The sequence below is a fragment of the Streptomyces sp. NPDC031379 genome (assembly GCF_055569615.1).
In genome coordinates this window covers 98,054-122,691 of the sequence record NZ_JBVIIT010000014.1, presented here as the reverse complement: position 1 = coordinate 122,691, position 24,638 = coordinate 98,054, and the positions used below count along the sequence as shown (strand labels likewise).

Below are 24,638 nucleotides of genomic sequence, written 5' to 3'. Positions count from 1 at the left end.
GTCCCGGGCGGGACAGGGACCGCGATCCCGGTCGGGGTGGGTCGGTCATGTGGGTCGCGTGGCTCATGGAGGTCAGGCACGGGAGTGGTCCCTTTCCGGCCCGTGGGGAGCGCGGGCGGGTCCGCCGCTCCTTCCGGCCGCTGGTGCGGGCGCCCCGAACAGGGGCAGACCGTGGCGGGTGCGGAAGCGGCGGGCGTAGGCGGCGCTGACCGCGGCGGCCAGGGCGAGCAGGAGGAGGGACTGGACGCGGCCTAGCAGAAGCACCGTGTCGGTGGGCAGCGTGGCGGCGGCGAGCGCACCCAGACCGCCGTCGAGCAGTTGCCCGGTGCCCCAGACCACGGTGAGGAGACGCAGCCCCCGGCGGAACTCGGGGTGGTCCTGCCAGATCCTGGCGCGTGCCTGCGCAGCCTGCCCGCGGTGCAGTCGCTGTCCCAGCTGGAAGGCCAGCGGTCTGCGGGTGAAGCCGGTGCCGAGCACCCAGCCGCCGACCACGAGGGCCAGGGCCACGTCCTTGAACAGCAGCAGGCGTGGGCCGCCGCTGAGCAGGGACGCCAGCGCGGCGGCGGCCAGCAGGACCGTGAAGAACTGGTCCACGCCGTCGATCCTGCGATGCCGCACCGCACCGGTCAGCAGCCGCAGGGCCGGTGGCGCGCCGCTCAGCAGCAGCGCCGGTCCCTGGCCGGCACCGAGTGCCCGGGCCGCGTAGTAGACGACGAGGGGCAGGAGGATGTCGACGGCGAGCGGGAGCAGGGCGTACACCGTGCCGCCCGTGACACCCGTGCCGCCCGCGTTGTCCGCGCCGCTCGTAGTGGCCGCGCCGCCCGCACCGCCCCTGGCGGTCGTACCGGCCTCACCGCTCGAGCCGCCCGCCCGCGCGGCCGGTCCCGGCCGCCGCCCGTGGCCCGCCGCGTCCGTCCTGCTCGCCGCGTCCGTGATGCCCGCCATGTCCTCCGCCTCCTCGCTCGGTGCCAGAGCCGAACCGGGCGGCGCGTCGCACGGCTGCGCCCGGCTGTCCTGCCGCGGCCGGACGGCGCCGGCCTGCGGAAAAAAGGTAGACGCGGGGCGAGATCCGGCGGATCGGAGCACGGGTGGAGAGGAGGGTGGAAACCGGGTGTCATCACCACGCCTGGTTCTCCACCGCTGAACTGCACCCCAAGGTGGAGACCGGCCAGGCCACAGGAAGGCCCGCCACCCGAGCCCTGTCCCTTCGGCGCCCCGTGAGGAGCCGTCGCCCGAGGAGCCGCCGCCCGAGGTGCCGTCGGCGCGACGAGGGGGCGCCTCGCTCGGTGCCGTCGGCGCGACGCACGGGGGCCTTACTCGGTGCCGTCAGGTCCGGCGCCCGCCGCTGCCCGCCCGGTGTTCCTGTGGGCTCACGCCGTAAACGCGCTTGAAGGCCGTCGAGAGGGCGAACGCGCTGCCGTAGCCGACCTGGCGGGCGAGGGCCTCGAGGGTGAGGTCGGTGTCGCGCAGGCGATCGGCGGCGAGGGCGAGCCGCCAGGCGGTCAGATACGTCATCGGGGGCTCGCCCACGAGGTCGGTGAACCGGCGGGCGAGGGCCGCGCGGGACACACCGGCCGTGGCGGCGAGCGCGGCGACCGTCCACGGATGCGCCGGGTCGTTCTGCAGCAGGCGCAGCGCGCGGCCCACCACCGGGTCGGCCAGGGCCCGGTACCACGCGGGCGCCGCCGCCTCCGGGCGGGAGAACCATGCCCGCAGGGCACTGATCAGGAGAAGGTCCAGGAGGCGGTCCAGGACCACTTCCTGGCCCGGCTCGTCGCGGACGATCTCCTGCGTCAGCAGCGGGGTGAGCGGGCAGGACCACACCTCGGCGGGCAGGGTCAGCAGCGGCGGCAGGGCGTCGAGCAGGCGGCCGCTGATCTCCCCGCCCATCAGATAGGTGCCGATCAGCATCACCGTGCCCGCGTCGGGCCGGTCGCCCCAGGTGCGCACCCCGAGGTCCATGGAGCCGTTCAGGGAGCTGCCGTCGGGGTAGCGGCACTCGCCGCCGGGCAGGATCAGCGCCTGCGGGGCGGTGTCCAGGGCGTCGGCGCAGGTGTACGGCTCGGGGCCGCGCGCGATCGCCAGGTCGCCCGGCCCCAGCCGCACCGGCTCGTCGTCGGCGTCCGGGGTGATCCAGCAGCTGCCGCGTGCCATGACCATCACCGTCAGCGGAGCCTCGTCCCGCACGCGCACGGCCCACGGCGGGTCGAAACACGCCCGGATCATGAAGGCGCCACGCGCGCGGGGACCGTCCAGCAGGCCTGCAAGGGGGTCCCCCCGCGTGAGCATGTGCGAGCGTGCGGGGGCGTCCATGGGGGCAGCGTAGACGCCTCTCCGGGGCGGCGTGGACGCACGCTTATGGAGATGAGCCGCTCGGCGATGTTCCCGTGCTCCGCGCGGCAGTTGACTGACGGACATGACGCAGAACGCACAGAACACGCAGGGCACAGGGGTGTCGACGGTGGTGGTGACCGGCGCCTCCGGTCGTTCGGGGAGCAGGGTCGCGGCGGCCGCGCGGGCGGCCGGACTGACGGTGCGTGCCGCCACGCGCGCGCGTGGCTTCGACTGGCGGGACAGGTCGACCTGGGAAGAGGTGCTGCGCGGCGCCGACGCGGCCTACCTGGTATACCCCTCGGACGTGGGCGCGCCGGACGCGCCGGAGGCGGTCGGGCTGCTCGCCCGGGAGGCGGTGGCGCTCGGGGTGCGGCGGCTGGTGCTGCTGTCGGCCCGGGGCGAGGAGCAGGCCCGGCCGACGGAGGAGGCGCTCGCGGAGTCGCGGGCGGACTGGACGGTCGTACGGGCCGCCTGGTTCGCGCAGAACTTCAGTGAGGGTCCGCTGGTCGAGGAGTTGCGGGAGAGCGGGGAACTGGTCTTCCCGGGCGGCGCGGTGCGGGAGCCGTTCGTCGACCTGCGGGACGTCGCGGACGTGGTGACGGCCGTGCTCACCGCGGGCGAACGGTACGGGGACCGGTACGCGCGGCGGACGCTGGAGGTGTCCGGGCCGCGGCTGCTGAGTTTCGGGGAGGCCGTCGCGGAGATCGCGGCGGCGACGGGGCGCGAGCTGGCGTACCAGGCGGTGGCGCCCCGGGAGTACGGGGAGCGGCTGGCCGGGTTCGGGGTGCCCCCCGAGGAGGTGGAGTACCTGGTCGAGCTGTTCGCGTCCCTGCTCGACGGGCGCAACGCCCACCTCTCGGACGGCGTGCGGCAGGTGCTCGGCCGTGCGCCGCGCGACTTCGGGGACTTCGCCCGGGAGGCCGCGACGGCCGGGACGTGGAAGAGCTGACGCTCCCGGCCCCGCCTCACCACCGAAAAGCCGACGTGAGGCCCGCACCCGGCCGCCCCACCCCGTACCCGCTCACTTCTCCGGGTGTGTCGGGTCGCCGGGGGCGGAGCCGGAACCGGGGCCGGGGCCGGTGGACCTGTGGGCGTGGTGCGGGTTTCTCGCGTGGGTGCGCAGGCGGGCCGTCACGTCCTCCGGGGGCAGGAAGCGGGACCAGCGCTCGGGGAACTCGGAGGGCATGTCGGGGTCGTCGGGGTCGGACTCGCGGGCGGCCGCGGCACGGGCGACGTACTCGGCCACCTGCGCCTCGCGGACGCGCTCGTTCGCCTCGCGGGCGGCGGCCGTGGCGGCGGCGGGCCAGACCCGGTCGATCGCCGCGTTCACCGCCGCGCCGACCAGCACGGCGAAGGCGGACACACCGATCCACAGCAGCACGGCGACGGCGGCGGCGAGGGAGCCGTAGATGGTGGCGCCCTCGATGGTGTGGGTGAGGTAGATGCGCAGCAGGAAGCTGCCGAGCACCCACATGGCGAGGGCCACCAGGGCGCCGGGGACGTCCTCGATCCACGGGGAGCGGACCGGCACCGACACGTGGTACAGGGTCGTCAGGAAGGCGATGGACAGAACGATCACGACCGGCCAGTACAGGACCTGGACGACCGTCGCCGACCAGGGCACGATCCGCACCACCGCGTCCGGCCCCGCCACCATCAGCGGCAGCGCGACCGAGCCGATCAGCAGCGCCACGATGAACAGCAGGAAGGCCATGATGCGGGTCTTGACGATGCCCCTGACACCGTCGAGGCCGTACATGACCGTGATGGTGTCGATGAAGACGTTCACCGCGCGCGAGCCCGACCACAGGGCGAACAGGAAGCCTATGGAGATGATGTCCGGCCGGCCGCCCTTGAGCACGTCGTGCAGGATCGGCTGGGCGATCTCCTTCACGCCCTTGTCGGACAGCACCGTGCGGGAGGCCTCGAGGAGGTTGTTCTCCAGGCTGTGGATGGTGTCGGCGCCGGTCCAGTCGTCGACGTAGCCGAGCAGGCCGATGAGGCTCAGCAGCAGCGGCGGCACCGACAGCAGCGTGAAGAACGCCGCCTCGGCCGCCAGGCCCAGGATGCGGTACTCCATGCAGGAGTTGACGGTGTCCTTGAGCAACAGCCAGGCGGTCCTGCGCTTGGAGACGTTTCGGTAGAGGGCTCTGGCCCGGTGGAGCCGGCCGGCGGGCCGCTCGGGGGGTTCACTTGCTGGCTGCACGTCCTAACGGTATCCGCCGTGCCGGGCCGCCCTCACCTTCCGGGGCGATCACCGGTCCGGCCCGTCGGCGAATCCGGCGCTGTGCCACTCTGGAGGCCATCACCGCCGCCTTCCCGGGTAGGTTCGCAGTCATGGCAGGCACCTCCACCCACACCGTGACGAACCAGCCGCCCCCGCTGGTCGGACACGACGTCTTCACGGCCGACCGGAGCCTCGTCGAGGCGGTCGAGCGGTACACCGACCCGGACGTGCTGGACGAGGTTCACGCCGAGCTGTCCGCGCTCGGCCGGGCCGCCGGCTCCGCCCAGCTGCAGGAGTGGGCGGTGCAGGCGAACGAGCACCCGCCCCGGCTGCGCACCCACGACCGGTACGGCCACCGGATCGACGAGGTCGACTTCCACCCGGCCTGGCACCGGCTGCTCGGCAAGGGCGTCTCGGCGGGCCTGACCGGTGCCTGGACCCGGCCGGCCGGGCATGTGCGCCGGGCGGCCGGGTTCCTGGTCTGGACCCAGGTCGAGGCGGGCAACTGCTGCCCGCTGTCGATGACCCACGCGGCGGTGCCCGCGCTGCGCGCCGACCCCGGGCTGGCGGCCGAGTGGGAGCCGCGGCTGACGTCCACGGTCTACGACCGGGAGCTGCGGCCCGCGGGGCAGAAGCCCGGGGCGATCTTCGGCATGGGCATGACCGAGAAGCAGGGCGGCAGCGACGTACGCGCGAACACCACCGAGGCGCGGCCGCTCGCCGAGGCGGGCACGTACGTGCTGACCGGGCACAAGTGGTTCTGCTCGGCGCCGATGTCGGACGCCTTCCTGGTGCTCGCGCAGGCTCCGGGCGGGCTCACCTGCTTCCTGGTGCCGCGGGTGCTGGCGGACGGCACCCGCAACGTCTTCCGCATCCAGCGGCTGAAGGACAAGCTGGGCAATCGGTCCAACGCCTCCGCCGAGGTCGAGTTCGACGGCACCTGGTCGCGTCGGGTCGGCGAGGAGGGCCGGGGGGTGCGGACCATCATCGGGATGGTCGCCGCGACCCGGCTGGACTGCGCGCTCGGCTCGGCGGGGCTGATGCGGCAGGCGGTGACGCAGGCGATCCACCACAGCAGCCACCGCGAGGCGTTCGGCGGCAAGCTGATCGACAAGCCGCTGATGCGCAATGTGCTCGCCGATCTCGCGCTGGAGTCCGAGGCCGCGACCGCGCTCGCGCTGCGGCTCGCCGCCGCCTACGACGACGGTGGCGAGCAGGAACGCGCGTTCCTGCGGCTCGCGGTGCCGGCCGCGAAGTACTGGATCACCAAGCGGTGTGCGCCGGTGGCCGTCGAGGCGGCCGAGTGCCTGGGCGGCAACGGGTACGTCGAGGAGTCGGGCCTGCCCCGGCTGGTGCGCGAGTCACCGCTGAACTCCGTCTGGGAGGGCGCCGGGAACGTCCAGGCGCTGGACGTGCTCAGGGCGCTGCAGCGCGAGCCGGGGGCGCTGGACGCCTGCCTCACCGAGATCGGGCGGGCGCACGGCGCCGACCACCGCCTGGACCGGGCGGTGAAGGACCTGTTCACCGAACTCGCCGACCTGGACGGCATCGAGGGCCGGGCCCGGCGCCTGGTGGAGCGGCTCGCACTGGCGCTCCAGGGTTCACTCCTGGTGCGCCACGCGCCGCCGGAGGTCGCCGACGCGTTCTGCGCCTCCCGCCTGGGCGGCGACCACGGCGCCTCCTTCGGCACGCTCCCGGCGGGCCTGGATCTGGCATCGGTGGTGGAGCGGGCTCGCCCGAGCCGCTGAACACGGGCCGCGTCGCGCGTCCCGGAGGGCGCGGGGACCTGGGCGACCAGCCACGACGGGCCGGCGGACGCACACGCGCCCGGTGCCGTTCCCCCGAGGCGGCGGCCGCGGTCCGGAGGGGGTGGTGCTGCGCCGACACGGCACCACCCCCGCCTCGTGGGCCTGTTGCGGCCCGCGGACGCGCAAAGCGTCACGGTCAAGTCTCAGCCACCCCACGGCGGTCCACCAGGGTTGCAAGGGGTTGCAACTTGCGGGGGCACGTGCGCGGAGTGTGTGCCTCCGGCCTGCCCGGAACGGCAGTATGAGAGGCACAGTCGGACCGGAAACCGCCGCCCGGACGGCTTGACAGTTGTGTTCGATGCCTTTTCCGGGAGGACCCCAGTGGTGAACCCGCCGATGAACGTGGCGCGTCTGGCCGCCGTGGACGCGGCGCAGGCGGCGCGGGTGCTGAGCGAGGTGCGCGAGGCCACACTTGCCGGAGAACGTGCGCCGATCGCGCCCCGGCCGGTGATCGAGCAGTCGTGGGGACGGATGAGGCGCAGCGGGGTCGACCCCGACCACGACTTCCGGTCGGGCCTGCTGTCCTGCGACGAAGTTCGGCGCCGGCGTGAGGAGTCACCGCTGCGGCACGTCCTGCCGGTGCTGCGCGAGGGGCTGCTTTCGGTCGCGGACGTCGCCCAGCACATCATGGTCGTCGCGGACGCCGAGGGGCGTGTGCTGTGGCGGGAGGGGTCGAGGCCGGTGCTGCGCAAGGCCGACGACCTCGGTTTCCTGCTCGGCGCGGACTGGCGCGAAGACGTCGTCGGCACCAACGGGGTGGGCACTCCGGCTGTCGTACGACGGCCCGTGCAGGTCTTCGCCGGCGAGCACTTCGTGCGCTCGCACACCTCCTGGACCTGCACCGGCGCCCCGATCACCGACCCCAGGGACGGGAAGCTGATCGGCGTCGTGGATGTCAGCGGCCCGCTGGAGACGATGCATCCGGCGACCCTGGCCTGGGTGGACGCGGTGGCCAAGCTGGCCGAGGCGCGGCTGCGGGAGCGGCATCTGGCCTCGCTGGAGCGGCTGCGGGCGGTCGCGGCGCCCGTGCTGGCCCGGCTGGACGGGCGCGCGCTGGTGGTGGACCGGGACGGCTGGGCGGCCGCGGTGAGCGGGATGCCGTACGTGCGGCAGGTCGGGCTGCCCAAGTCGCTGTCGCCGGGCCGCCGGTGGCTGCCCGTGCTCGGCTCGTGCGCGGTGGAGCCGCTGGCCGGGGGCTGGCTGCTGCGGGCCGAGGACGGACCGCTCACCGGCGCCGCGACCCGGATCGTGCTGGACCTCCTCCGCCCGGCCCGCTGTGCGCTGACGGTGGAGACCTCGGCGGGCTCGTGGTCCCGGGAACTGAGCCCGCGGCACGCCGAGTTGCTGTTCCTGCTCGCCGAACACCGGTCCGGGCACGGGGCGGCGCGTCTCGCCGAGGACCTGTTCGGCGATCCGTCCAGGACTGTGACCGTACGGGCGGAGATGTGTCGTGTCAGGCGGTACCTCGGGGAACTTCTGCGCCACCGGCCCTATCGTTTCTGTGAGGACGCGGAGATCGAGGTGCTGTTGCCCGTCGACCCGCGTGACCTGCTGCCCGGGTCGACGGCACCGGCGGTGGCCCGCAGACGGACGGCCCCGGCGGGCGACCGGCCGGAGCGTCCGTGAGTGCCGGACCGCCGCCCCATGAGCGTGCCTTCCGCATATTTACGGCATCTTCGCCCTGCGCGGCCCTTTGCTGCCGTAGCATCCCTACGGGCCTCCCCACCTGCTCCTCGGTCAACGTACGGATCATCAGGCGCAGTTGGCCCGCTCGGGAGGAGACATGAAGCATCGCGGCAGACACCGCCGACGCAGACGGGGCGCGGCGCTGCGCGCGTTCCTGACCGGGACCGCGCTGGCGCTCACCGCGGCCGCCACCCTGATCAGCGTGTCCCAGGCGGACGTCACCGGGGGCCCGGGCGCGCTCAAGCCGCTCTCCTCCCCGGCGGACACCGGCCCGCTCCGGCTCCAGGAGCACCTGGTCCCGGCCCGCACCCTGGACCGGCTCTCCGCCTCGATGGGCCGCCCGGTCGGTGTCGGGGCCGTACTCGAGAGCACCGACCGCGGCATGCGCGCGGGCTCCGACTGCTCCGCCGGCGACCGCGCGTCCCTGCCCGTCGCCCCCGCCGCCACCCGGGCCTACTGCTGGGACCCGGCCGACGCCGCGTCCACCGCCTGGCGGCCGGCCTCGGTGACCACGTCCGGCGACGCCGACGACGACGGCGTCTGGGGCAGGCACCGGGTCGTCCTCGCCGGCTGGACCCACAGCACCACCGCCGGCCGCCCCGCCGAGCGCGGCCTCGCCCGGGTCGCCTTCGTCGACGCCGACGACCCCGACCGCCTCGCCTACCGCTGGGTGCTGCTGGTGGTACCGGTCCACGGCGGCCGGGACTACCGGGGTCTGACCTCCGGTGTCTCCGGCATGGTCTGGTACCGGAACAAGCTGCTGGTCACCGCCTCCACCGGCAGCGCCGACGCGCTCTACGTCTACGACCTCGACCGCATCCAGCGCACCACGGTCGACGGGCCCGCGATCGGCCGGGTGCCCGGCGGCTGGTCCGCCGACGGCTACCGGTACGTGATGCCCGCGGTCGGCTCCTACCGCTTCGCCTCCGGCCGTTGTGCGGCCTCCGGGCCGCCCTGTCCCGGTGCCCTCGCCCTCGACCGGGGCACCGCGCCCGACAGCCTGGCCGCGGCGGAGTGGACCGCGCCCGGCAGCGACCGGAAGGCCCGGCTGTGGCGGTACGCGTTCGACAGCGACCCGGCGCGCGAAGGACTGCTCGCCACGGGCCCCACGGGGCGGGCGGACGCGGTGGAGGCGTACCGGACCCGGGCGGCCGGAATCCGCGGGGTCTTGTCGTACCGGTGGGCCGGCACGGAAGAACCGTCCTGGTATGTGGGACACCTGCCCGCCTCTCGGGACGGCCACGGCGGTCTGTGGCGGCAGGACGGCAAGGGGGCGCGGGCCGCCCGGTGCGGCGCCGACTCCTCGCACCGCTGCTGGGCACAGGCGGCGGGCTCCCTCTCCTACTGGCCGGAGACGGGCGAGGTGTGGTCGCTGTCGGACCGCATGCTCTTCTCCCTGCCCCTGGCCGCCCTCGACCGGTCACTGGAGTGAGCCCCGCGTGACCTGGTCGATCGACAGAGCGGCCGACGGGATGATTCCCTGGCCCGCATGAGCAGCGTCCCTGTCACCACCTGGTCCCTGGAGCAGACGTCACCGGCCGACCTCCTGGCCGCCGCCGCGCCCGAGGGCGACGTCCGGATCGTCCGCGCCGAGGTCCCCTCCCCCGAGTTCAGCCGCTTCCTGTACGCCTCGGTCGGCGGCGACATCCAGTGGACCGACCGGCTCGGCTGGACGTACGCCCAGTGGCGGGAGCATGGGGACCGGCCCGGCGTGGAGACGTGGGTGGCCTACGACCGGGGCACCCCGGCCGGCTATGTCGAGCTGGACCCGCAGGACGAGGGCGTGGTCGAGATCGTCTACTTCGGCCTGATCCCCGCTTTCCGCGGCCGGCGCATCGGCGGACATCTGCTGTCGTACGGCACGGCCCGCGCCTGGGATCTGGCCGAGCGCTGGCCGGGGCGTACGCCGACCAAGCGGGTGTGGCTGCACACGTGCAGCAAGGACGGCGAGCACGCGATGGGCAACTACCAGCGGCGTGGGTTCCAGCTGTTCGACACCAAGGTGGAGCTGGAGCCCGACGCGGCGACTCCCGGGCCGTGGCCCGGCGCATACCCCGCCTGACCTGCCGGGACAAGCCTCCCTGCGGCACATGTGAGCGACGACACCCTTGTTCCACATTTCGGGACAAGGGTGTCCGCATGATGGACGAAGCTGGACTCTGTCCAGATCGCCGTGACACGCTTCCGCCATGTCTGGAACTGGAATTGCCTTGGTGAGTCGGCGGCACGTCGACCTCGGCCGCATGTCCAGCGCCATCTGTCCGGCGAGCTGACGCACCAGCACCGCCGATCTCCTCGCACCTGATTCCGCCTGCGCAATGACGCGCCACCATGCCCGCGCGCGCATGCATGCGCAGGTCAGAGCCGCTTTCCGCCTGTCCCGAAGGACGTAGAACCATGGCCGCCACCCCACAGAACCCAGCCGCCTCCGCGCCCCGCCGCAAGGTGAGCCGTCACCGTGGCGAGGGTCAGTGGGCAGCGGGACACTTCACCCCGCTCAACGGCAACGAGCAGTTCAAGAAGGACGACGACGGTCTCAACGTGCGGACACGCATTGAGACGATCTACTCCAAGCGCGGCTTCGACTCGATCGACCCGAACGACCTGCGCGGCCGGATGCGCTGGTGGGGCCTGTACACCCAGCGCAAGCCCGGGATCGACGGCGGCAAGACCGCGATCCTGGAGCCGGAGGAGCTGGACGACGAGTACTTCATGCTGCGGGTGCGGATCGACGGCGGTGCGCTCACGACGCGGCAGTTGCGGGTGATCGGCGAGGTCTCGCAGGAGTTCGCGCGCGGTACCGCGGACATCACCGACCGGCAGAACGTCCAGTACCACTGGATCCGGATCGAGGACGTGCCCGCGATCTGGGACCGGCTGGAGAGTGTGGGCCTGTCCACGGTCACCGCGTGCGGCGACACCCCGCGTGTGATGATCGGCTCGCCGGTCGCCGGCATCGCCGAGGACGAGATCATCGACGCCACGCCGGCGCTGGAGGAGATGAAGCGCCGCGTCCTGAACAACCCGGCGTACTCGAACCTCCCCCGCAAGTTCAAGACGGCCATCTCGGGTTCGCCGCTGCTGGACGTCGTGCACGAGATCAACGACGTCGCGTTCGTCGGTGTCCGGCACCCCGAGCACGGTCCGGGCTTCGACGTGTGGGTCGGCGGCGGTCTGTCCACCAACCCCAAGCTCGGCGTGCGGCTCGGCACCTGGGTCCCGATCGACGAGGTCCCGGACGTCTACGAGGGCGTCATCTCGATCTTCCGCGACTACGGCTACCGCCGCCTGCGCAACCGGGCCCGGCTGAAGTTCCTCGTCGCCGACTGGGGCGCGGAGAAGTTCCGGCAGGTGCTGGAGGACGAGTACCTGAACCGCAAGCTGGTCGACGGGCCCGCCCCCGAGCAGCCGGTCCGGCAGTGGCGCGACCACATCGGTGTCCACCGGCAGAAGGACGGCCGGTTCTACGTCGGGTTCGCCCCGCGGGTCGGCCGGGTCGACGGCGCCACGCTGACGAAGATCGCCGACCTCGCGGAGGCGCACGGCTCGGGCCGGGTCCGCACCACCGTCGAGCAGAAGATGATCGTCCTCGATGTCGAGGAGGGGCAGGTCGACTCGCTGGTCGAGGGCTTGGAGGCGCTGGACCTCACCGCCCGCCCGTCCTCCTTCCGGCGCGGCACCATGGCCTGCACCGGCATCGAGTTCTGCAAGCTCGCCATCGTCGAGACCAAGCAGCGCGGTTCGCAGCTGATCGACGAGCTGGAGCGCCGGCTGCCGGACTTCGACCAGCCGATCACCATCAACCTCAACGGCTGCCCGAACGCCTGCGCCCGTATCCAGGTGGCGGACATCGGTCTCAAGGGCCAGCTGGTCCTCAACGACCAGGGCGAGCAGGTCGAGGGCTACCAGGTGCACCTCGGCGGTGCGCTCGGCCTGGAGGCGGGCTTCGGCCGCAAGGTGCGGGGCCTGAAGGTGACCGCGGACGAGCTGCCCGACTACGTCGAGCGGGTCCTGAAGCGTTACCAGGCCGAGCGCGCGGACGGCGAGCGGTTCGCCACCTGGGCGGCGCGGGCCGACGAGGAGGCCCTGTCATGACGGAGCGTGCCGCGCCCTTCCACTGCCCCTACTGCGGTGACGAGGACCTGCGTCCGAGCGAGGAGGGCCACGGCGCCTGGGAATGCGGGGCGTGCAACCGCGCATTCCGGCTGAAGTTCCTGGGGCTGCTCGCCCGGGGTCTGCGACAAGCCGACAACGGAGGGGACGACCGGATATGACGACCGCTCAGGAAGAGCGTACGAACGAGGAGTTGCGGCAGCTCGCCGAGCAGGCGGGCCGCGACCTCGAGGACGCCTCCGCCCTGGAGATCCTCCAGTGGGCGGTGGACACCTTCGGCAAGGGGTTCTGCGTCACCTCCTCCATGGAGGACGCCGTGGTCGCCCATCTCGCCTCCCGCGTGCTCAAGGGCGTCGACGTGGTCTTCCTCGACACCGGCTACCACTTCCCGGAGACCATCGGCACCCGGGACGCCGTGGAGGCCGTGATGGACGTCAACGTCATCACCCTCACGCCGCGGCAGACGGTCGCCGAGCAGGACGCCCAGTACGGGCCGAAGCTGCACGACCGCGATCCCGACCTGTGCTGCAAGCTGCGCAAGGTCCAGCCCCTGGAAGAGGGCCTGAAGGGTTATCAGGCGTGGGCGACGGGCCTGCGCCGCGACGAGTCCCCGACCCGGGCGAACACCCCGGTCGTCGGCTGGGACGAGAAGCGGCGGAAGGTCAAGATCTCCCCGATCGCCCGCTGGACCCAGGACGACGTGGACGCGTACATCGCCGAACACGGTGTGCTCACCAACCCGTTGCTGATGGACGGCTACGCCTCCGTCGGCTGCGCCCCGTGCACCCGGAGGGTCCTGGAGGGCGAGGACGCGCGTGCCGGCCGCTGGGCGGGCCGCGCCAAGACCGAGTGCGGGCTGCACGGATGACGAACGATCAGATTCAGGAGAACCACGTGACGACCGGAGCCACCGTCTGGCTCACGGGTCTGCCGAGCGCCGGCAAGACCACCATCGCGTACGAGCTGGCCGGCCTGCTCCGCGCCGAGGGCCACCGGGTCGAGGTGCTCGACGGCGACGAGATCCGCGAGTTCATCTCGGCGGGCCTCGGCTTTTCCCGCGAGGACCGGCACACCAACGTGCAGCGCATCGGCTTCGTCGCCGAACTGCTCGCCCGCAACGGCGTCAAGGCGCTGGTGCCGGTGATCGCGCCGTTCACGGACAGTCGGGACGCGGTGCGCAAGCGGCACGAGGAGAACGGGACTCCGTACCTGGAGATCCACGTGGCGACCCCGGTCGAGGTGTGCAGCGAACGCGATGTGAAGGGCCTGTACGCGAAGCAGGCCGCGGGTGAGTTGTCCGGGCTCACCGGGGTCGACGACCCGTACGAGGAGCCCGAGACGCCTGATCTGCGGATCGAGTCGCAGCACCAGACGGTGCGGGAGTCCGCCGCGTCCGTGCACGCGCTGCTGAGCGAGAGGGGACTGGCATGACCACGATCGCCAAGGTCGAGGACGGCACGGACAGCCCGTACGCGCTCTCCCACCTGGACGCGCTGGAGTCCGAGGCGGTGCACATCTTCCGCGAGGTGGCGGGCGAGTTCGAGAACCCGGTGATCCTGTTCTCCGGTGGCAAGGACTCCATCGTCATGCTGCACCTCGCGCTGAAGGCCTTCGCCCCGGCCGCGGTCCCCTTCTCTCTGCTCCATGTGGACACGGGACACAACTTCCCCGAGGTCCTGGAGTACCGGGACCGTGTGGTGGCCGCACATGGGCTGCGCCTCCATGTGGCCTCCGTCCAGGACTACATCGACCGCGGTGTGCTGAAGGAGCGTCCCGACGGCACCCGCAACCCGCTCCAGACACTCCCGCTGACGGAGAAGATCCAGAGCGAGAAGTTCGACGCGGTCTTCGGCGGCGGACGCCGCGACGAGGAGAAGGCCCGCGCCAAGGAACGCGTCTTCTCCCTGCGCGACGAGTTCTCCCAGTGGGACCCGCGCCGCCAGCGCCCCGAGCTGTGGAACCTGTACAACGGCCGCCACGCCCCGGGTGAGCACGTCCGCGTCTTCCCGCTGTCCAACTGGACCGAGCTGGACGTCTGGCAGTACATCACCCGCGAGGGCATCGAGCTGCCGGAGATCTACTTCGCGCACGAGCGTGAGGTGTTCCGGCGGAGCGGCATGTGGCTGACCGCCGGCGAGTGGGGCGGCCCGAAGGACGGCGAGACCGTCGAGAAGCGGCTGGTCCGCTACCGGACCGTCGGTGACATGTCCTGCACGGGCGCGGTCGACTCCGACGCGACCACGCTGGACGCCGTGATCGCCGAGATCGCCGCCTCCCGGCTGACCGAGCGCGGCGCCACCCGCGCCGACGACAAGCTCTCCGAGGCCGCGATGGAAGACCGCAAGCGCGAGGGGTACTTCTAAGCATGAGCACGACCACGACCGAGGCGCTCTCGGCCACCACCCTGCTGCGGTTCGCCACCGCCGGCTCCGTCGACGACGGCAAGTCCACCCTCGTCGGGCGGCTGCTGCACGACTCCAAGTCGGTCCTCGCCGACCAGTTGGAGGCCGTGGAGCGCGCTTCGGCGAGCCGCGGGCAGGAGGGCCCGGACCTCGCGCTGCTCACCGACGGCCTGCGCGCCGAGCGCGAGCAGGGCATCACCATCGACGTGGCCTACCGCTACTTCGCCACGCCCCGCCGCCGGTTCATCCTGGCCGACACCCCGGGTCATGTGCAGTACACCCGGAACATGGTCACGGGCGCGTCCACGGCCGAGCTGACGGTGATCCTGGTGGACGCCCGCAACGGCGTGGTCGAGCAGACCCGCCGGCACGCGGCCATCGCCGCCCTGCTGCGCGTCCCGCACGCCGTCCTCGCCGTCAACAAGATGGACCTCGTCGGGTACGAGGAGAAGGTGTTCGCCGCGATCGCCGAGGAGTTCACGGCGTACGCGACCGATCTGGGCGTCCCCGAGGTCACCGCGATCCCGATCTCGGCGCTGGCCGGTGACAACGTGGTGGAGCCGTCCGCGAACATGGACTGGTACGGCGGCCCGACCGTGCTGGAGCACCTGGAGACCGTGCCGGTCAGCCACGACCTGGCGCACTGCCACGCCCGGCTGCCCGTGCAGTACGTGATCCGGCCGCAGACCGCCGAGCACCCGGACTACCGGGGCTACGCGGGCCAGATCGCGGCCGGCACCTTCCGGGTCGGCGAGGCGGTCACGGTCCTGCCGTCCGGCCGGACCACGACGATCTCCGGCATCGACCTGCTGGGCGAGCCGGTCGACGTGGCGTGGACGACGCAGTCGGTGACGATCCTGCTGGAGGACGACATCGACGTCTCGCGCGGCGACCTGATCGTGCCGACGAAGGACGCGCCGGCCACCACGCAGGACGTGGAGGCGACCGTCTGCCACGTCGCCGACGCCCCGCTCACCGTCGGCCACCGGGTGCTGCTCAAGCACGGCACCCGCACGGTCAAGGCCATCGTCAAGGACATCCCCTCCCGGCTCACGCTCGACGACCTCTCCCTGCACCCGCACCCGGGACAGCTGGTCGCCAACGACATCGGCCGCGTGAAGATCCGTACCGCCGAGCCGCTGCCGGTCGACGCCTACGCCGACTCGCGCCGCACGGGCTCCTTCATCCTGATCGATCCGAACGACGGCACCACGCTCACCGCGGGCATGGTCGGCGAGTCGTTCGCGTCCCCCGAGCCCGTCAAGGACGAGGCCGAGGACGACGGGTGGGACTTCTGAGCATGAACTCCACCGACTACTACTCCACGTTCGCGAAGGAGGGCGGCCGCATCGGCAGCGGCGCCCTCGGCAGCGGGCAGGGCGGAGTGGCGCGATGTGTGCGGTGACGTACGCGCACCGCTTGCGCGCCCTGTCCCCCCACCCGCCGTCCCGGAAGCGACGAAGACCCTTTGCCGAACTCCCGGCCACGACCTGAGAGACCGTGACCGCCGGGCCAACGAGAGGAACGCCTCCCGTGCCTGCCAACAGCTCCACACTCCTTCGCCGCGGCATAGCCGTGGTCGCCGCTCTTCCCTTGCTCACCCTGGCCGCCTGCGGTTACGGGTCCGAGTCCAAGGACGACAACACGGCCAAGATCGCCGCCGGGGCCGAGAAGATCGACGGACTCGACTCCGTCAAGATCGGGTACTTCGGCAACCTGACCCACGCCACCGCGCTGGTCGGCAACCAGAAGGGCTTCTTCCAGAAGGAGCTGGGCGCCACCAAGGCGTCGTACGCGACCTTCAACGCCGGCCCCTCCGAGATCGAGGCGCTCAACTCCGGCTCCATCGACATCGGCTGGATCGGCCCCTCCCCCGCGATCAACGGCTACACGAAGTCCGACGGCAAGAGCCTGAAGATCATCGGTGGTTCGGCGTCGGGCGGTGTGAAGCTCGTGGTGAACCCGGACAAGGTCAAGTCCCTCAAGGACGTCAAGGGCAAGAAGATCGCCACCCCGCAGCTGGGCAACACGCAGGACGTGGCGTTCCTCAACTGGATCGCCGACCAGGGCTGGAAGGTCGACGCGCAGAGCGGCAAGGGTGACGTGACGGTCGTCCGCACCGACAACAAGATCACCCCGGATGCCTACAAGGCCGGTTCCGTCGACGGTGCCTGGGTGCCGGAGCCGACCGCGTCCAAGCTGGTCGCCGCGGGCGGCAAGGTGCTGCTGGACGAGGCGACGCTGTGGCCCGACAAGAAGTTCGTGATCACGAACATCATCGTGCGCCAGGGTTTCCTCAAGGACCACCCGAAGGCGGTCGAGGCCGTCCTGAAGGCCTCGGTCGAGACCAACAAGTGGATCAACGCCCACCCGGACGAGGCTAAGGCCGCCGCGAACAAGCAGCTGGAGTCCGACTCCGGCAAGGCGCTGCCGGCCGACGTCCTGGACCCGGCGTGGAAGTCGGTCCAGTTCACCGACGACCCGCTGGCGTCCACCCTCAACACCGAGGCGGAGCACGCGGTCAAGGCCGGTCTGCTGGAGAAGCCGAACCTGAAGGGGATCTACGACCTCACGATCCTCAACAAGGTCCTCAAGGCCGAGGGCAAGAGCGCGGTCGACGACGCCGGTCTCGGCAGCAGCTGACACCAGACCCGATGACTTCCCAGGAGGTGACGACCATGGCCACGACTCTCGCCAAGGCCGCCGAGTCGGTCGAGTACGCGGCACGCCTTGAGCATGTCTCGAAGTCCTTCGCGACGCCGGGCGGGCAGCAGCTCGTCCTGGACGACATCAGCATCGATGTCGCGCCGGGTGAGTTCGTCACCCTCCTGGGGGCATCGGGGTGCGGCAAGTCCACCCTGCTGAACCTGGTGGCCGGCCTCGACCGGCCGACGGCCGGCTCCATCGCCACGGACGGCCGGCCGGCCCTGATGTTCCAGGAGCACGCCCTCTTCCCGTGGCTGACCGCGGGCAAGAACATCGAACTCGCCCTGAAGCTAAGGGGTGTTGCCAAGCCCGAGCGGCGCACCAGGGCCGAGGAGCTGCTCGAACTCGTCCGGCTGAAGGGCGCGTACGGCAAGCGCGTCCACGAGCTGTCGGGCGGCATGCGCCAACGTGTGGCGATGGCCCGCGCGCTGGCGCAGGAGAGCCAGATCCTGCTGATGGACGAGCCGTTCGCGGCTCTGGACGCCATCACGCGGGACGTGCTGCACGACGAGCTGACCCGCATCTGGGCGGAGACGGGTCTGTCGGTCCTGTTCGTCACGCACAACGTGCGCGAGGCCGTACGGCTCGCGCAGCGGGTCATCCTGCTGTCCTCCCGTCCCGGCCGCATCGCGCGCGAGTGGACGGTCGACATTCCGCAGCCGCGCCGCATCGAGGACGCGCCCGTGGCCGAACTGTCCCTTGAGATCACCGATGTACTGCGTGGGGAGATCCGCCGTCATGGCCAGCACTGAGATGACACCGGTCCAGGACTCCGGGAGCGTCGAGGCGGGCCTGGACGCACTGGAGACCACGGCCGCCGGCCGGCCGACCCTCCGGCAGACCTTCGTCAACAAGATCCTGCCGCCGATCATCGCGATCGCGGTGGTCCTGGTGATCTGGGCCCTGCTCTACCCGGTCGTCGACAACCCGAGCAAGCTGCCCTCGCCGGCGGCGGTGGGCAGCGCGTTCAAGGACGCCTGGCTGCAGGGCAATCTGCTCGACTACATCTGGACCAGCGTCTCGCGGGGTCTGCTGGGCTTCGCCTTCGCGCTCCTCATCGGCACCCCGCTGGGTCTGCTGGTGGCCCGGGTGAAATTCGTGCGCGCGGCCATCGGCCCGATCCTGTCCGGCCTGCAGTCGCTGCCGTCGGTGGCGTGGGTGCCGCCGGCCGTGATCTGGCTCGGCCTGAACAACTCCATGATGTACGCGGTGATCCTGCTCGGCGCGGTCCCCTCCATCGCCAACGGTCTGGTGTCCGGTGTCGACCAGGTGCCGCCGCTGTTCCTGCGCGCGGGCCGCACGATGGGCGCGACGGGCGTCAAGGGCATCTGGCACGTCACGCTGCCCGCGGCGCTGCCCGGTTATGTGGCGGGCCTCAAGCAGGGCTGGGCGTTCTCGTGGCGCTCGCTGATGGCCGCGGAGATCATCGCCCAGTTCCCCGACCTGGGCGTGGGCCTCGGCCAGCTGCTGGAGACCGCCCGCACCGCCAGCGACATGGCCATGGTGTTCGAGGCGATCCTGCTCATCCTGTTCGTCGGTATCGCCATCGACCTGCTGATCTTCAGCCCCCTGGAGCGGTGGGTGCTGCGCAGCCGCGGCCTGCTGGTGAAGAGCTGAGCACGACCATGCGCAACCCGGTTCTCCTCGTCATCGCCCACGGCAGCCGCGACCCGCGGCACGCTGCGACCGTGCACGCCCTGGTGGAGCGCGTACGGTCGCAGCGGCCGGGGCTGCGCGTGGAGACCGGCTTCCTGGACTTCAACGTCCCCTCCGTGCACGGGGTGCTGGAGTCGCTGGCGGCGGAGGGTGTGCGGGACGTCGTCGCCCTGCCGCTGCTGCTGACCCGCGCCTTCCACGCCAAGGCCGACATCCCGGCCGTGCTGCGGGAGGCGCCGGCGCGGCTGCGGATCCGGCAGGCCGATGTGCTCGGCCCGTCCCCGCTGCTGCTGGCGGCGCTGGAACGGCGCCTGTACGAGGCGGGGCTGACGCCCGCCGACAAGTCCTCGACCGGGGTCGTGCTGGCCTCGGCGGGGTCCTCCGACCCGGAGGCGATCGCAGTGATCGCTGACATCGCGCGGGAGTGGTGGCACACCGGTTGGTGCGCCGTGCGGCCTGCGTTCGCCTCCGCATCCCTTCCCCGTACCGAGGACGCCGTACGGGAGCTGCGTGCCCTCGGCTGTGAGCGGGTCGCCGTCGCGCCGTACGTCCTGGCCCCCGGCTTTCTGCCGGACCGCATCGCCCGGGGCGCGGCCGAGGCGGACGTGCTGGCGGACGTGCTGGGTCCGGCGCCGGAGGTGGCGCGGGTGCTGCTGGACCGCTACGACGCCGCCGGACGGCCGGCCCTCGCGGCACTCGGCGCCTGACCACGGCCGCCGCGCCCGGACAGGCTCGGGCCGGTCAGAGGCCGAGGGCGTACGTGAGCTGCTGGGTGAAGACGAGGCTGCCGGTGCCGGCCGACGCCCTGATGGCGATGATCTCCAGCGCGGTACGGATCCGGCCCCGGTTGGGCGGCAGGCCGTCCTCGGCGGACAGCCCCAGCTCGCGCTGGATGCTCTCGCCCTGGGCGACCAGTTCCGGGTACTCGGCGTGCAGCGTCTCGGTGAGCCGGTCGGCGACCTCCATCAGGGTCTCCAGGTCCAGTGCGCCGTTGCCCGTTCCGGCCCGGCCGTGGTCGCCGTAGCCGACCGGTCCGTTGACGTTTCCGAAGTGGTACGTGCTCATGTGCTGTCCTCGCTTCTGGCCCTCAGGGCGCTTGGGGTCCTGAGCGGCCGTCGGGGTATGGGGGTGCGGCTTCGGTGCGGGCGGGGCCGGGATCGCTGACGTTACCGATGTCGAGGGTCCCGGTACGGATGTCCGGTACGGCCTTGTCGCAAGGGTGACGGCGGGGCGCACCCTGGTCGGCGCCCTGTCGTGGTGCCGCTGCCGCGGACGGGCGGGGACCGTCGCCAAGTGGGCCGAAAATCGCCACCCATCCGGGTGATCGGTGTGCGTTGACCGGGCGCCGGCTGCCGCCGAGGAGGGTGCGCGGTGCACCCGCGTGAAGGCCATGGCCTGCCCGTCTCCCTCGTCCGTCCGCCTGCGGCCGTTGCGCCGTTCAGCCTAGGAACACCGTGCGGGGTTTTCGCGGAGTTCGGCGAGCCGGGCCATCGGGAGGCCGATGCGTGGTAGAGGGCCACCGCGGTCCGGCGTTCCCCTGTGACGTCGGACCGCGGTGGCTCTTCGTTCTGCGCCGGTCGCGGGCCACGCGTCACACGTGGGGTGCGGCCTTCGCGCCGGAGGGGCGTTTATCGGCCACTCGTCTTCCGGATCAGCCGAAGCGGAAGCCGCGGGTGCGGAGGCGCACGGATGCGACGAAGCCGGCATGCCTGGCCAACTCCCGGACCCGGCCCGCGAGTCCCGCCGCCCCGGCGGCACGCGGAACGGCCGCAGCAGCGTTCCGGACCGCACCCTGTCGGCGGTCCGCCGGACGCTGCGGATCCGCTCAGCGGCCGGTCTGCGCGACCCCGATCCCCATCGCGCGCAGCCGGTCCGGTTCCGCCACCACGTCGACCCGGGTGATCCGGCCGTCCGCGCCGAAGCCGAAGGCCAGGACCAGGTGCGGGCGACCGTGCGGCGCCATGACCAGACCGATCCGGCCGTCCAGCAGGGCGAGCCCGGTGAACCGGGCGCGGGCCATGGCGGCCATGGCCCCGCGGGCGACGGGCTCGGCGCCCCGCACGGTGATCGGTTCGGGCGTCGGCACGACCAGCGCGTCGGCGTGCAGCACCACGTCCGGGTCGAGCAGGGCGACCAGGGCCGTGAAGTCGCCGCCCCGGGTGGCGGCCAGGAACGCCTCGACGGCCTCGCGGCGGCGTCCGGCGTCGGCGGCGGGCGCGGGCGGGCGGCCCTGGACCCGGCGCCGGGCGCGGCTGGCCAGTTGCCGGGTGGCGGCCGCGGTCTTCCCGAGCAGCGGGGCGATCTCGTCGAAGGGCACGGCGAACATGTCGTGCAGCACGAAGGCGACCCGCTCGGCCGGGCCCAGGGTGTCGAGCACGACCAGCAGCGCGACGCCCACCTCGTCGGCCAGCAGGGCCTCGCGTGCGGGGTCGCCGGCCTCGCGGGCCGCGGTCCCGGGCCCGTGCGCGCCGCCGCGGGCGCTGTCGTACGCGCGGTCGTACGCGCTGTCGTAGGCGTCGACGAACTCCTCGCGCCGGTTGCGGCGGGCCCGCAGCAGGTTCAGGCAGACCCGGGTGACCACGGTGGTCAGCCAGCCGGTGAGGTTCTCGATCGCCCCGGTGTCGGTCTGCCGAGCCCGCAGCCAGGCCTCCTGCAGGGCGTCGTCGGCCTCGGCGGCGGAGCCGAGCAGCCGGTACGCCACGGCCGCGAGGTGCGGCCGGTCCGTCTCGAACCGCTCGGCCAGCCGCTGCCCGGCATCCCCCGTGAAGTCGTCCACCGTTCCCCCGTCCCGTTCGTGCGTCGCATCGGCCGGGCGCGGCACCGCGCCCGGCCGTGGGACACGAAACGCCAAACCGGCCGGAAGATCAACCGTCTTCGGAGGCGGCCTTGTCCGCCAGGGCGACCAGTTCGGCGATCGGCAGGGATCCCGCCGCGCGGCTCTCTCGCGCGAAGGCGGTGGCGAGGTGCTGCAGCAGTTCGTTCAGCGGGGCGGGTGTGCCGTGCTGCCGGCCGAGGAGAACGATCTCGCCGTTGAGGTAGTCCGCCTCGATGGTGCCGGTGCCCCGGACGAGGGACTGCCAGGAGGACCCGCCTCCGCGTGGGGCCCCGTCCAGCGGGACGAGGGTCACCTTGTCGCCGCGGGCCGTGCGCTGTTCCTCCACGCTCACGTAGGCGATGCCGGCGGCGGCGAGCACGGCCTCCCCCTCGGCGCGTACGCGTGCGAACAGGGCCTCGGCCTCCTCGCCGGCGACGGGCCCGCTCACCGCTTCGAGCGCGTTGCCGAGGTTCCCGAGCAGTTTGGCGTACTGCCAGCGGGCCACGTCCGGTACGACCGGCGCCTCGAAGTGGGCGTCCTCCAGGTCGGCGGCGATCCGGCGGGCGGTGTCGTCGGTGCCGTGCGGGAGGCGGCCCAGGTGCAGGATGCCGGTGAGCGGGGTGCCGGCGGCGGAGACGACGCCGGGCTCCACGAAGGTCGACGGCAGCCAGACGCAGACGCCGTACACGTGCCGGAAGCGGCGCAGGGCGAGCCGGCCGCTCTCGACACCGTTCTGCAGGCACACGAGCGGCAGGCGCTCGGCCGCCGTGCCGCCGCCCGCGACGGGCAGGCCGGCCCAGGTGTCCAGGGCGGCCACGGTGTCCTGGGTCTTGACCGCCAGGACGAGGACGTCGTCGGCGCGCAGCTCGCCGAGCGGGCCGGGCCCGTCGACGGCGGGCAGCCGGTACGTCGACTCTCCCTCCGGCACCCGCAGTCGCAGCCCGTGCTCGTCCAGTGCCGTCAGATGCCGGCCGCGTGCCACGAGGACGACCTCGCGCCCGGCCTGGGCCAGCCGTCCGCCGACGGTCCCGCCGACCGCTCCCGCCCCGATGATGATGTAGCGCATGGGACAGAGCCTCGCACACCGCTTTCCGGCGCTCGCGGGTTGACCCTGCCCCTGGGGCAAGGCGGACGGTCGGGCGCATGGACTTCTACGCGACGCAGACGCCGTACAGCGATCCGGGCGACCTGGACGCCGGCGGCCTGCCCGGCGACCCGGCGCAACTCGCGCACGTCGTCAGGGGGTTGGCCTTCCATCGGGGGGAGGGGGCACGGCTGGGCCACGAGGTGCCCGGGGAGCGGGTCCGCCACGACCCCGAATCGCGCTACGTCTCCCGGATCCTCGGGATCCTGCGCGAGCGCTCCGGCAGACCGCTCACCGAACCACGGCCCTACGACGAACGGTTCGTGGGGACGTGCCGGGATTTCGCGCTGCTGCACGTGTCCTTTCTCCGCGCGACCGGCACGCCGGCCCGGGTCCGCGGCTCCGCCCGCTACTTCGCCGAGGGCTTCCACGAGGACCACTGGATCACCGAGTACCGCCTGCCGGACGGGAGTTGGCGGCGTGCCGATCCCCAGGTCCTGGACCCTTCGTACGAGCTGGACTTCGATCCGCTGGACGTGCCGCCGGACCGGTTCCTCGTGGCGGGCGAGGCCTGGCGGGCGGTACGCGCGGGCACGGCCGATCCCCTGTCCTTCGGGCTCTCGTGGGACGAGAAGCTGAGGGGCGCGTGGTTCGTGCGGGGCAGCCTGGTGCTCGATCTGGCCTGCCGCGGCGGCGTCGAGACGCTGCCCTGGGACGGCTGGGCGCCCCTGGTCGGGCCCGGGGAGCACGAGTCGCTCTCCGCGGAGGACCTCGCGCTGCTCGACGAGGTGGCCGCCGCCCGGTCCACGGCGGACGTCCGGCGGCTGGCCGCCCACCCCCGCCTGGCCCCGCCCCGCGAGATCCTCTCGCACACGGCAGGCTTCGGTCCGCGGACCGTCACGCTCCCGGAGCGGTCAGCTCCACCAGCTTGAGCACGGTGTTCCAGTTCCGGGACGTGGCGGTCAGCCCCCTGGTGACGCGGGGGCGGGCCAGCGCCTCGGCGAGCTTGGAGCGGCCGAGGCCGTCCGGGGTGTACAGGTACAGGCAGCGGTCGCCGAGCCGGAACTCCTCGGGGAGGTGGGCGGCCGGGTCGACGGCGGCGAACCGGTCCGGGGTGACGGGTGCGGAGAAGTAGGTGACGTGCAGCTGCCGGGGCTCCAGGTCGGCGGCCGGGAAGGGGCAGGCCTCGGCGACCGCCTTCAGATAGGCGTGGTCGCGCACGAGCACGTCGACCGGGAAACCGAAGCGCTCCTCGATCGCCCGCGCCAGCTCCGCCGCCAGGGACTCCGCGTCATCCCGGTCCGTGGTGAAGACCGCCTGGCCGCTCTGCAGATGGGTGCGGACGCCGGTGTGACCCAGGCCGCCGACGAGCGTACGCAGTTCGGCCATGGGGAGCTTCTTGCCGCCGCCGACGTTGATTCCGCGCAGCAGCGCCGCATAAGTCGTCATCCGGCCACCATAGGTCGGCCGTCGTGCCCCGTGGGGGTGGGCACGACGGCCGGTCCCGGCGTGCGCCGGGTTGCGCGAAACTCTCGCCGATCAGCGGGGTGCGGATCAACTCCTACACGCAGCTGTGACTTGTTCAACAAAGTTTCGTAATCACAAAGTGGATCTCTGTCGGCGGAACGGACACGGGCCTCGGGGCGCGACCCCGTGCGTCGCGGTTCGGCCACCGGCATCCCTGAGGCCCGTCCCGGAGAACCACCGATAGATGTAAGGGGCCGCTGTCCTCCCCAGCGGTGACCCGGGCCCGCCGTACTTCACCGGGCAGCACGACGAGACTCTCTTATGCGGCCCATACCGTCGA

Annotated in this window: 24 protein-coding genes; 17 read left to right on the top strand and 7 right to left on the bottom strand. The window is 72.5% G+C overall.

Translation table 11 applies throughout. The features are described from left to right. Window positions 1-72: 72 nt before the first annotated feature. Window positions 73-945 carry a VC0807 family protein gene (locus ACZ5CW_RS21430; protein ID WP_468603619.1) on the bottom strand — a complete coding sequence of 291 codons (873 nt, stop codon included), beginning with the start codon at window positions 943-945 and terminating at the stop codon, window positions 73-75. A 381-nt stretch (window positions 946-1,326) separates the two neighbouring features. Continuing rightward, a complete protein-coding gene (locus ACZ5CW_RS21425) occupies window positions 1,327-2,289 on the bottom strand; it encodes an AraC family transcriptional regulator (RefSeq protein WP_468603796.1) in 963 nt (320 codons plus the stop codon). Window positions 2,290-2,416: 127 nt separating this feature from the next. On the opposite strand from ACZ5CW_RS21425, the gene ACZ5CW_RS21420 reads away from it, so the two are divergent. Beyond that, window positions 2,417-3,283 (top strand): Rossmann-fold NAD(P)-binding domain-containing protein, encoded by an 867-nt coding sequence (locus tag ACZ5CW_RS21420; protein WP_468603617.1) that lies wholly within the window; start codon window positions 2,417-2,419, stop codon window positions 3,281-3,283. Window positions 3,284-3,355: 72 nt separating this feature from the next. Here ACZ5CW_RS21420 and ACZ5CW_RS21415 read toward each other — a convergent pair whose 3' ends face one another. Beyond that, window positions 3,356-4,540 (bottom strand): YihY/virulence factor BrkB family protein, encoded by a 1,185-nt coding sequence (locus tag ACZ5CW_RS21415; RefSeq protein WP_468603615.1) that lies wholly within the window; start codon window positions 4,538-4,540, stop codon window positions 3,356-3,358. A 131-nt stretch (window positions 4,541-4,671) separates the two neighbouring features. Between ACZ5CW_RS21415 and ACZ5CW_RS21410 the strand changes: the two genes are divergently transcribed. The 15 genes from ACZ5CW_RS21410 to ACZ5CW_RS21340 all read left to right on the top strand — a co-directional run bounded on the left by ACZ5CW_RS21410 (window position 4,672) and on the right by ACZ5CW_RS21340 (window position 19,639). Next, complete coding sequence (locus tag ACZ5CW_RS21410) at window positions 4,672-6,309, top strand: acyl-CoA dehydrogenase family protein (protein ID WP_468603613.1); 1,638 nt, start codon at window positions 4,672-4,674, stop codon at window positions 6,307-6,309. 396 nt (window positions 6,310-6,705) lie between these two features. Further along, window positions 6,706-7,995 (top strand): GAF domain-containing protein, encoded by a 1,290-nt coding sequence (locus ACZ5CW_RS21405; protein WP_468603611.1) that lies wholly within the window; start codon window positions 6,706-6,708, stop codon window positions 7,993-7,995. Window positions 7,996-8,152: 157 nt separating this feature from the next. Continuing rightward, a complete protein-coding gene (locus ACZ5CW_RS21400) occupies window positions 8,153-9,487 on the top strand; it encodes a hypothetical protein (protein WP_468603609.1) in 1,335 nt (444 codons plus the stop codon). A 57-nt stretch (window positions 9,488-9,544) separates the two neighbouring features. After that, window positions 9,545-10,117, top strand: a complete 573-nt coding sequence (locus ACZ5CW_RS21395; RefSeq protein WP_468603607.1) for a GNAT family N-acetyltransferase — start codon at window positions 9,545-9,547, stop codon at window positions 10,115-10,117. Window positions 10,118-10,244: 127 nt separating this feature from the next. Continuing rightward, window positions 10,245-10,328 (top strand): putative leader peptide, encoded by an 84-nt coding sequence (locus tag ACZ5CW_RS21390; RefSeq protein WP_309486338.1) that lies wholly within the window; start codon window positions 10,245-10,247, stop codon window positions 10,326-10,328. Window positions 10,329-10,452: 124 nt separating this feature from the next. Continuing rightward, entirely contained in the window at window positions 10,453-12,150 is a 1,698-nt protein-coding gene (locus ACZ5CW_RS21385; RefSeq protein ID WP_468603605.1) for a nitrite/sulfite reductase, read from the top strand. Next, window positions 12,147-12,329, top strand: coding sequence for a hypothetical protein (locus ACZ5CW_RS21380; protein WP_468603603.1), 183 nt, complete (start codon window positions 12,147-12,149; stop codon window positions 12,327-12,329). The genes ACZ5CW_RS21385 and ACZ5CW_RS21380 overlap by 4 nt, the downstream gene beginning before the upstream one ends. After that, window positions 12,326-13,036, top strand: a complete 711-nt coding sequence (locus ACZ5CW_RS21375; protein WP_468603601.1) for a phosphoadenylyl-sulfate reductase — start codon at window positions 12,326-12,328, stop codon at window positions 13,034-13,036. Before ACZ5CW_RS21380 ends, ACZ5CW_RS21375 begins: the two co-directional genes overlap by 4 nt. Further along, window positions 13,033-13,599: an adenylyl-sulfate kinase gene (gene cysC / locus ACZ5CW_RS21370; RefSeq protein WP_468603599.1), complete on the top strand. Its 567-nt coding sequence runs from the start codon at window positions 13,033-13,035 to the stop codon at window positions 13,597-13,599. Before ACZ5CW_RS21375 ends, cysC begins: the two co-directional genes overlap by 4 nt. Continuing rightward, a complete protein-coding gene (gene cysD, locus ACZ5CW_RS21365; protein ID WP_468603597.1) occupies window positions 13,596-14,531 on the top strand; it encodes a sulfate adenylyltransferase subunit CysD in 936 nt (311 codons plus the stop codon). The genes cysC and cysD overlap by 4 nt, the downstream gene beginning before the upstream one ends. A 2-nt stretch (window positions 14,532-14,533) precedes the next feature. Further along, window positions 14,534-15,868: a sulfate adenylyltransferase subunit 1 gene (locus tag ACZ5CW_RS21360; protein ID WP_468603595.1), complete on the top strand. Its 1,335-nt coding sequence runs from the start codon at window positions 14,534-14,536 to the stop codon at window positions 15,866-15,868. Between the two features lie 235 nt (window positions 15,869-16,103). Next, on the top strand, window positions 16,104-17,213 hold the full coding sequence (locus tag ACZ5CW_RS21355; protein ID WP_468603593.1) for an aliphatic sulfonate ABC transporter substrate-binding protein: 1,110 nt from the start codon (window positions 16,104-16,106) through the stop codon (window positions 17,211-17,213). Window positions 17,214-17,224: 11 nt separating this feature from the next. Beyond that, entirely contained in the window at window positions 17,225-18,028 is an 804-nt protein-coding gene (locus ACZ5CW_RS21350; RefSeq protein WP_468603591.1) for an ABC transporter ATP-binding protein, read from the top strand. Beyond that, entirely contained in the window at window positions 18,015-18,893 is an 879-nt protein-coding gene (locus ACZ5CW_RS21345) for an ABC transporter permease (RefSeq protein ID WP_468603589.1), read from the top strand. The genes ACZ5CW_RS21350 and ACZ5CW_RS21345 overlap by 14 nt, the downstream gene beginning before the upstream one ends. Window positions 18,894-18,901: 8 nt before the next feature. Continuing rightward, complete coding sequence (locus ACZ5CW_RS21340) at window positions 18,902-19,639, top strand: sirohydrochlorin chelatase (protein ID WP_468603587.1); 738 nt, start codon at window positions 18,902-18,904, stop codon at window positions 19,637-19,639. 34 nt (window positions 19,640-19,673) lie between these two features. On the opposite strand, the gene ACZ5CW_RS21335 is transcribed toward ACZ5CW_RS21340, so the two are convergent. The 3 genes from ACZ5CW_RS21335 to ACZ5CW_RS21325 form a co-directional block, all read right to left on the bottom strand. Then, a complete protein-coding gene (locus ACZ5CW_RS21335; protein WP_468603585.1) occupies window positions 19,674-19,997 on the bottom strand; it encodes a hypothetical protein in 324 nt (107 codons plus the stop codon). A gap of 760 nt (window positions 19,998-20,757) precedes the next feature. Continuing rightward, window positions 20,758-21,708, bottom strand: a complete 951-nt coding sequence (locus ACZ5CW_RS21330; RefSeq protein ID WP_468603583.1) for a sigma-70 family RNA polymerase sigma factor — start codon at window positions 21,706-21,708, stop codon at window positions 20,758-20,760. An 88-nt stretch (window positions 21,709-21,796) separates the two neighbouring features. Continuing rightward, the gene (locus ACZ5CW_RS21325; RefSeq protein WP_468603581.1) at window positions 21,797-22,813 is read right to left on the bottom strand and encodes a ketopantoate reductase family protein; all 1,017 of its coding nucleotides are present in this window, start codon (window positions 22,811-22,813) and stop codon (window positions 21,797-21,799) included. Between the two features lie 77 nt (window positions 22,814-22,890). Between ACZ5CW_RS21325 and ACZ5CW_RS21320 the strand changes: the two genes are divergently transcribed. Further along, window positions 22,891-23,763, top strand: a complete 873-nt coding sequence (locus tag ACZ5CW_RS21320) for a transglutaminase domain-containing protein (protein WP_468603579.1) — start codon at window positions 22,891-22,893, stop codon at window positions 23,761-23,763. Here the strand turns inward: ACZ5CW_RS21320 and ACZ5CW_RS21315 are convergent. After that, window positions 23,729-24,280, bottom strand: coding sequence for a DUF1697 domain-containing protein (locus tag ACZ5CW_RS21315; protein WP_468603577.1), 552 nt, complete (start codon window positions 24,278-24,280; stop codon window positions 23,729-23,731). The genes ACZ5CW_RS21320 and ACZ5CW_RS21315 overlap by 35 nt on opposite strands. Between the last annotated feature and the right edge of the window lie 358 nt (window positions 24,281-24,638).

Coding starts and splice junctions, on each gene's coding strand:
- ACZ5CW_RS21340 (WP_468603587.1), top strand. CDS start 18,902: ATGCGCAACCCGGTTCTCCTCGTCATCGCCCACGGCAGCCGCGACCCG.
- ACZ5CW_RS21420 (WP_468603617.1), top strand. CDS start 2,417: ATGACGCAGAACGCACAGAACACGCAGGGCACAGGGGTGTCGACGGTG.
- ACZ5CW_RS21390 (WP_309486338.1), top strand. CDS start 10,245: ATGTCTGGAACTGGAATTGCCTTGGTGAGTCGGCGGCACGTCGACCTC.
- ACZ5CW_RS21405 (WP_468603611.1), top strand. CDS start 6,706: ATGAACGTGGCGCGTCTGGCCGCCGTGGACGCGGCGCAGGCGGCGCGG.
- ACZ5CW_RS21325 (WP_468603581.1), bottom strand. CDS start 22,813: ATGCGCTACATCATCATCGGGGCGGGAGCGGTCGGCGGGACCGTCGGC.
- ACZ5CW_RS21430 (WP_468603619.1), bottom strand. CDS start 945: ATGGCGGGCATCACGGACGCGGCGAGCAGGACGGACGCGGCGGGCCAC.
- cysD (WP_468603597.1), top strand. CDS start 13,596: ATGACCACGATCGCCAAGGTCGAGGACGGCACGGACAGCCCGTACGCG.
- ACZ5CW_RS21360 (WP_468603595.1), top strand. CDS start 14,534: ATGAGCACGACCACGACCGAGGCGCTCTCGGCCACCACCCTGCTGCGG.
- ACZ5CW_RS21410 (WP_468603613.1), top strand. CDS start 4,672: ATGGCAGGCACCTCCACCCACACCGTGACGAACCAGCCGCCCCCGCTG.
- ACZ5CW_RS21350 (WP_468603591.1), top strand. CDS start 17,225: ATGACTTCCCAGGAGGTGACGACCATGGCCACGACTCTCGCCAAGGCC.
- ACZ5CW_RS21425 (WP_468603796.1), bottom strand. CDS start 2,289: ATGCTCACGCGGGGGGACCCCCTTGCAGGCCTGCTGGACGGTCCCCGC.
- ACZ5CW_RS21375 (WP_468603601.1), top strand. CDS start 12,326: ATGACGACCGCTCAGGAAGAGCGTACGAACGAGGAGTTGCGGCAGCTC.
- ACZ5CW_RS21315 (WP_468603577.1), bottom strand. CDS start 24,280: ATGACGACTTATGCGGCGCTGCTGCGCGGAATCAACGTCGGCGGCGGC.
- ACZ5CW_RS21385 (WP_468603605.1), top strand. CDS start 10,453: ATGGCCGCCACCCCACAGAACCCAGCCGCCTCCGCGCCCCGCCGCAAG.
- ACZ5CW_RS21380 (WP_468603603.1), top strand. CDS start 12,147: ATGACGGAGCGTGCCGCGCCCTTCCACTGCCCCTACTGCGGTGACGAG.
- cysC (WP_468603599.1), top strand. CDS start 13,033: ATGACGAACGATCAGATTCAGGAGAACCACGTGACGACCGGAGCCACC.
- ACZ5CW_RS21400 (WP_468603609.1), top strand. CDS start 8,153: ATGAAGCATCGCGGCAGACACCGCCGACGCAGACGGGGCGCGGCGCTG.
- ACZ5CW_RS21320 (WP_468603579.1), top strand. CDS start 22,891: ATGGACTTCTACGCGACGCAGACGCCGTACAGCGATCCGGGCGACCTG.
- ACZ5CW_RS21345 (WP_468603589.1), top strand. CDS start 18,015: ATGGCCAGCACTGAGATGACACCGGTCCAGGACTCCGGGAGCGTCGAG.
- ACZ5CW_RS21335 (WP_468603585.1), bottom strand. CDS start 19,997: ATGAGCACGTACCACTTCGGAAACGTCAACGGACCGGTCGGCTACGGC.
- ACZ5CW_RS21395 (WP_468603607.1), top strand. CDS start 9,545: ATGAGCAGCGTCCCTGTCACCACCTGGTCCCTGGAGCAGACGTCACCG.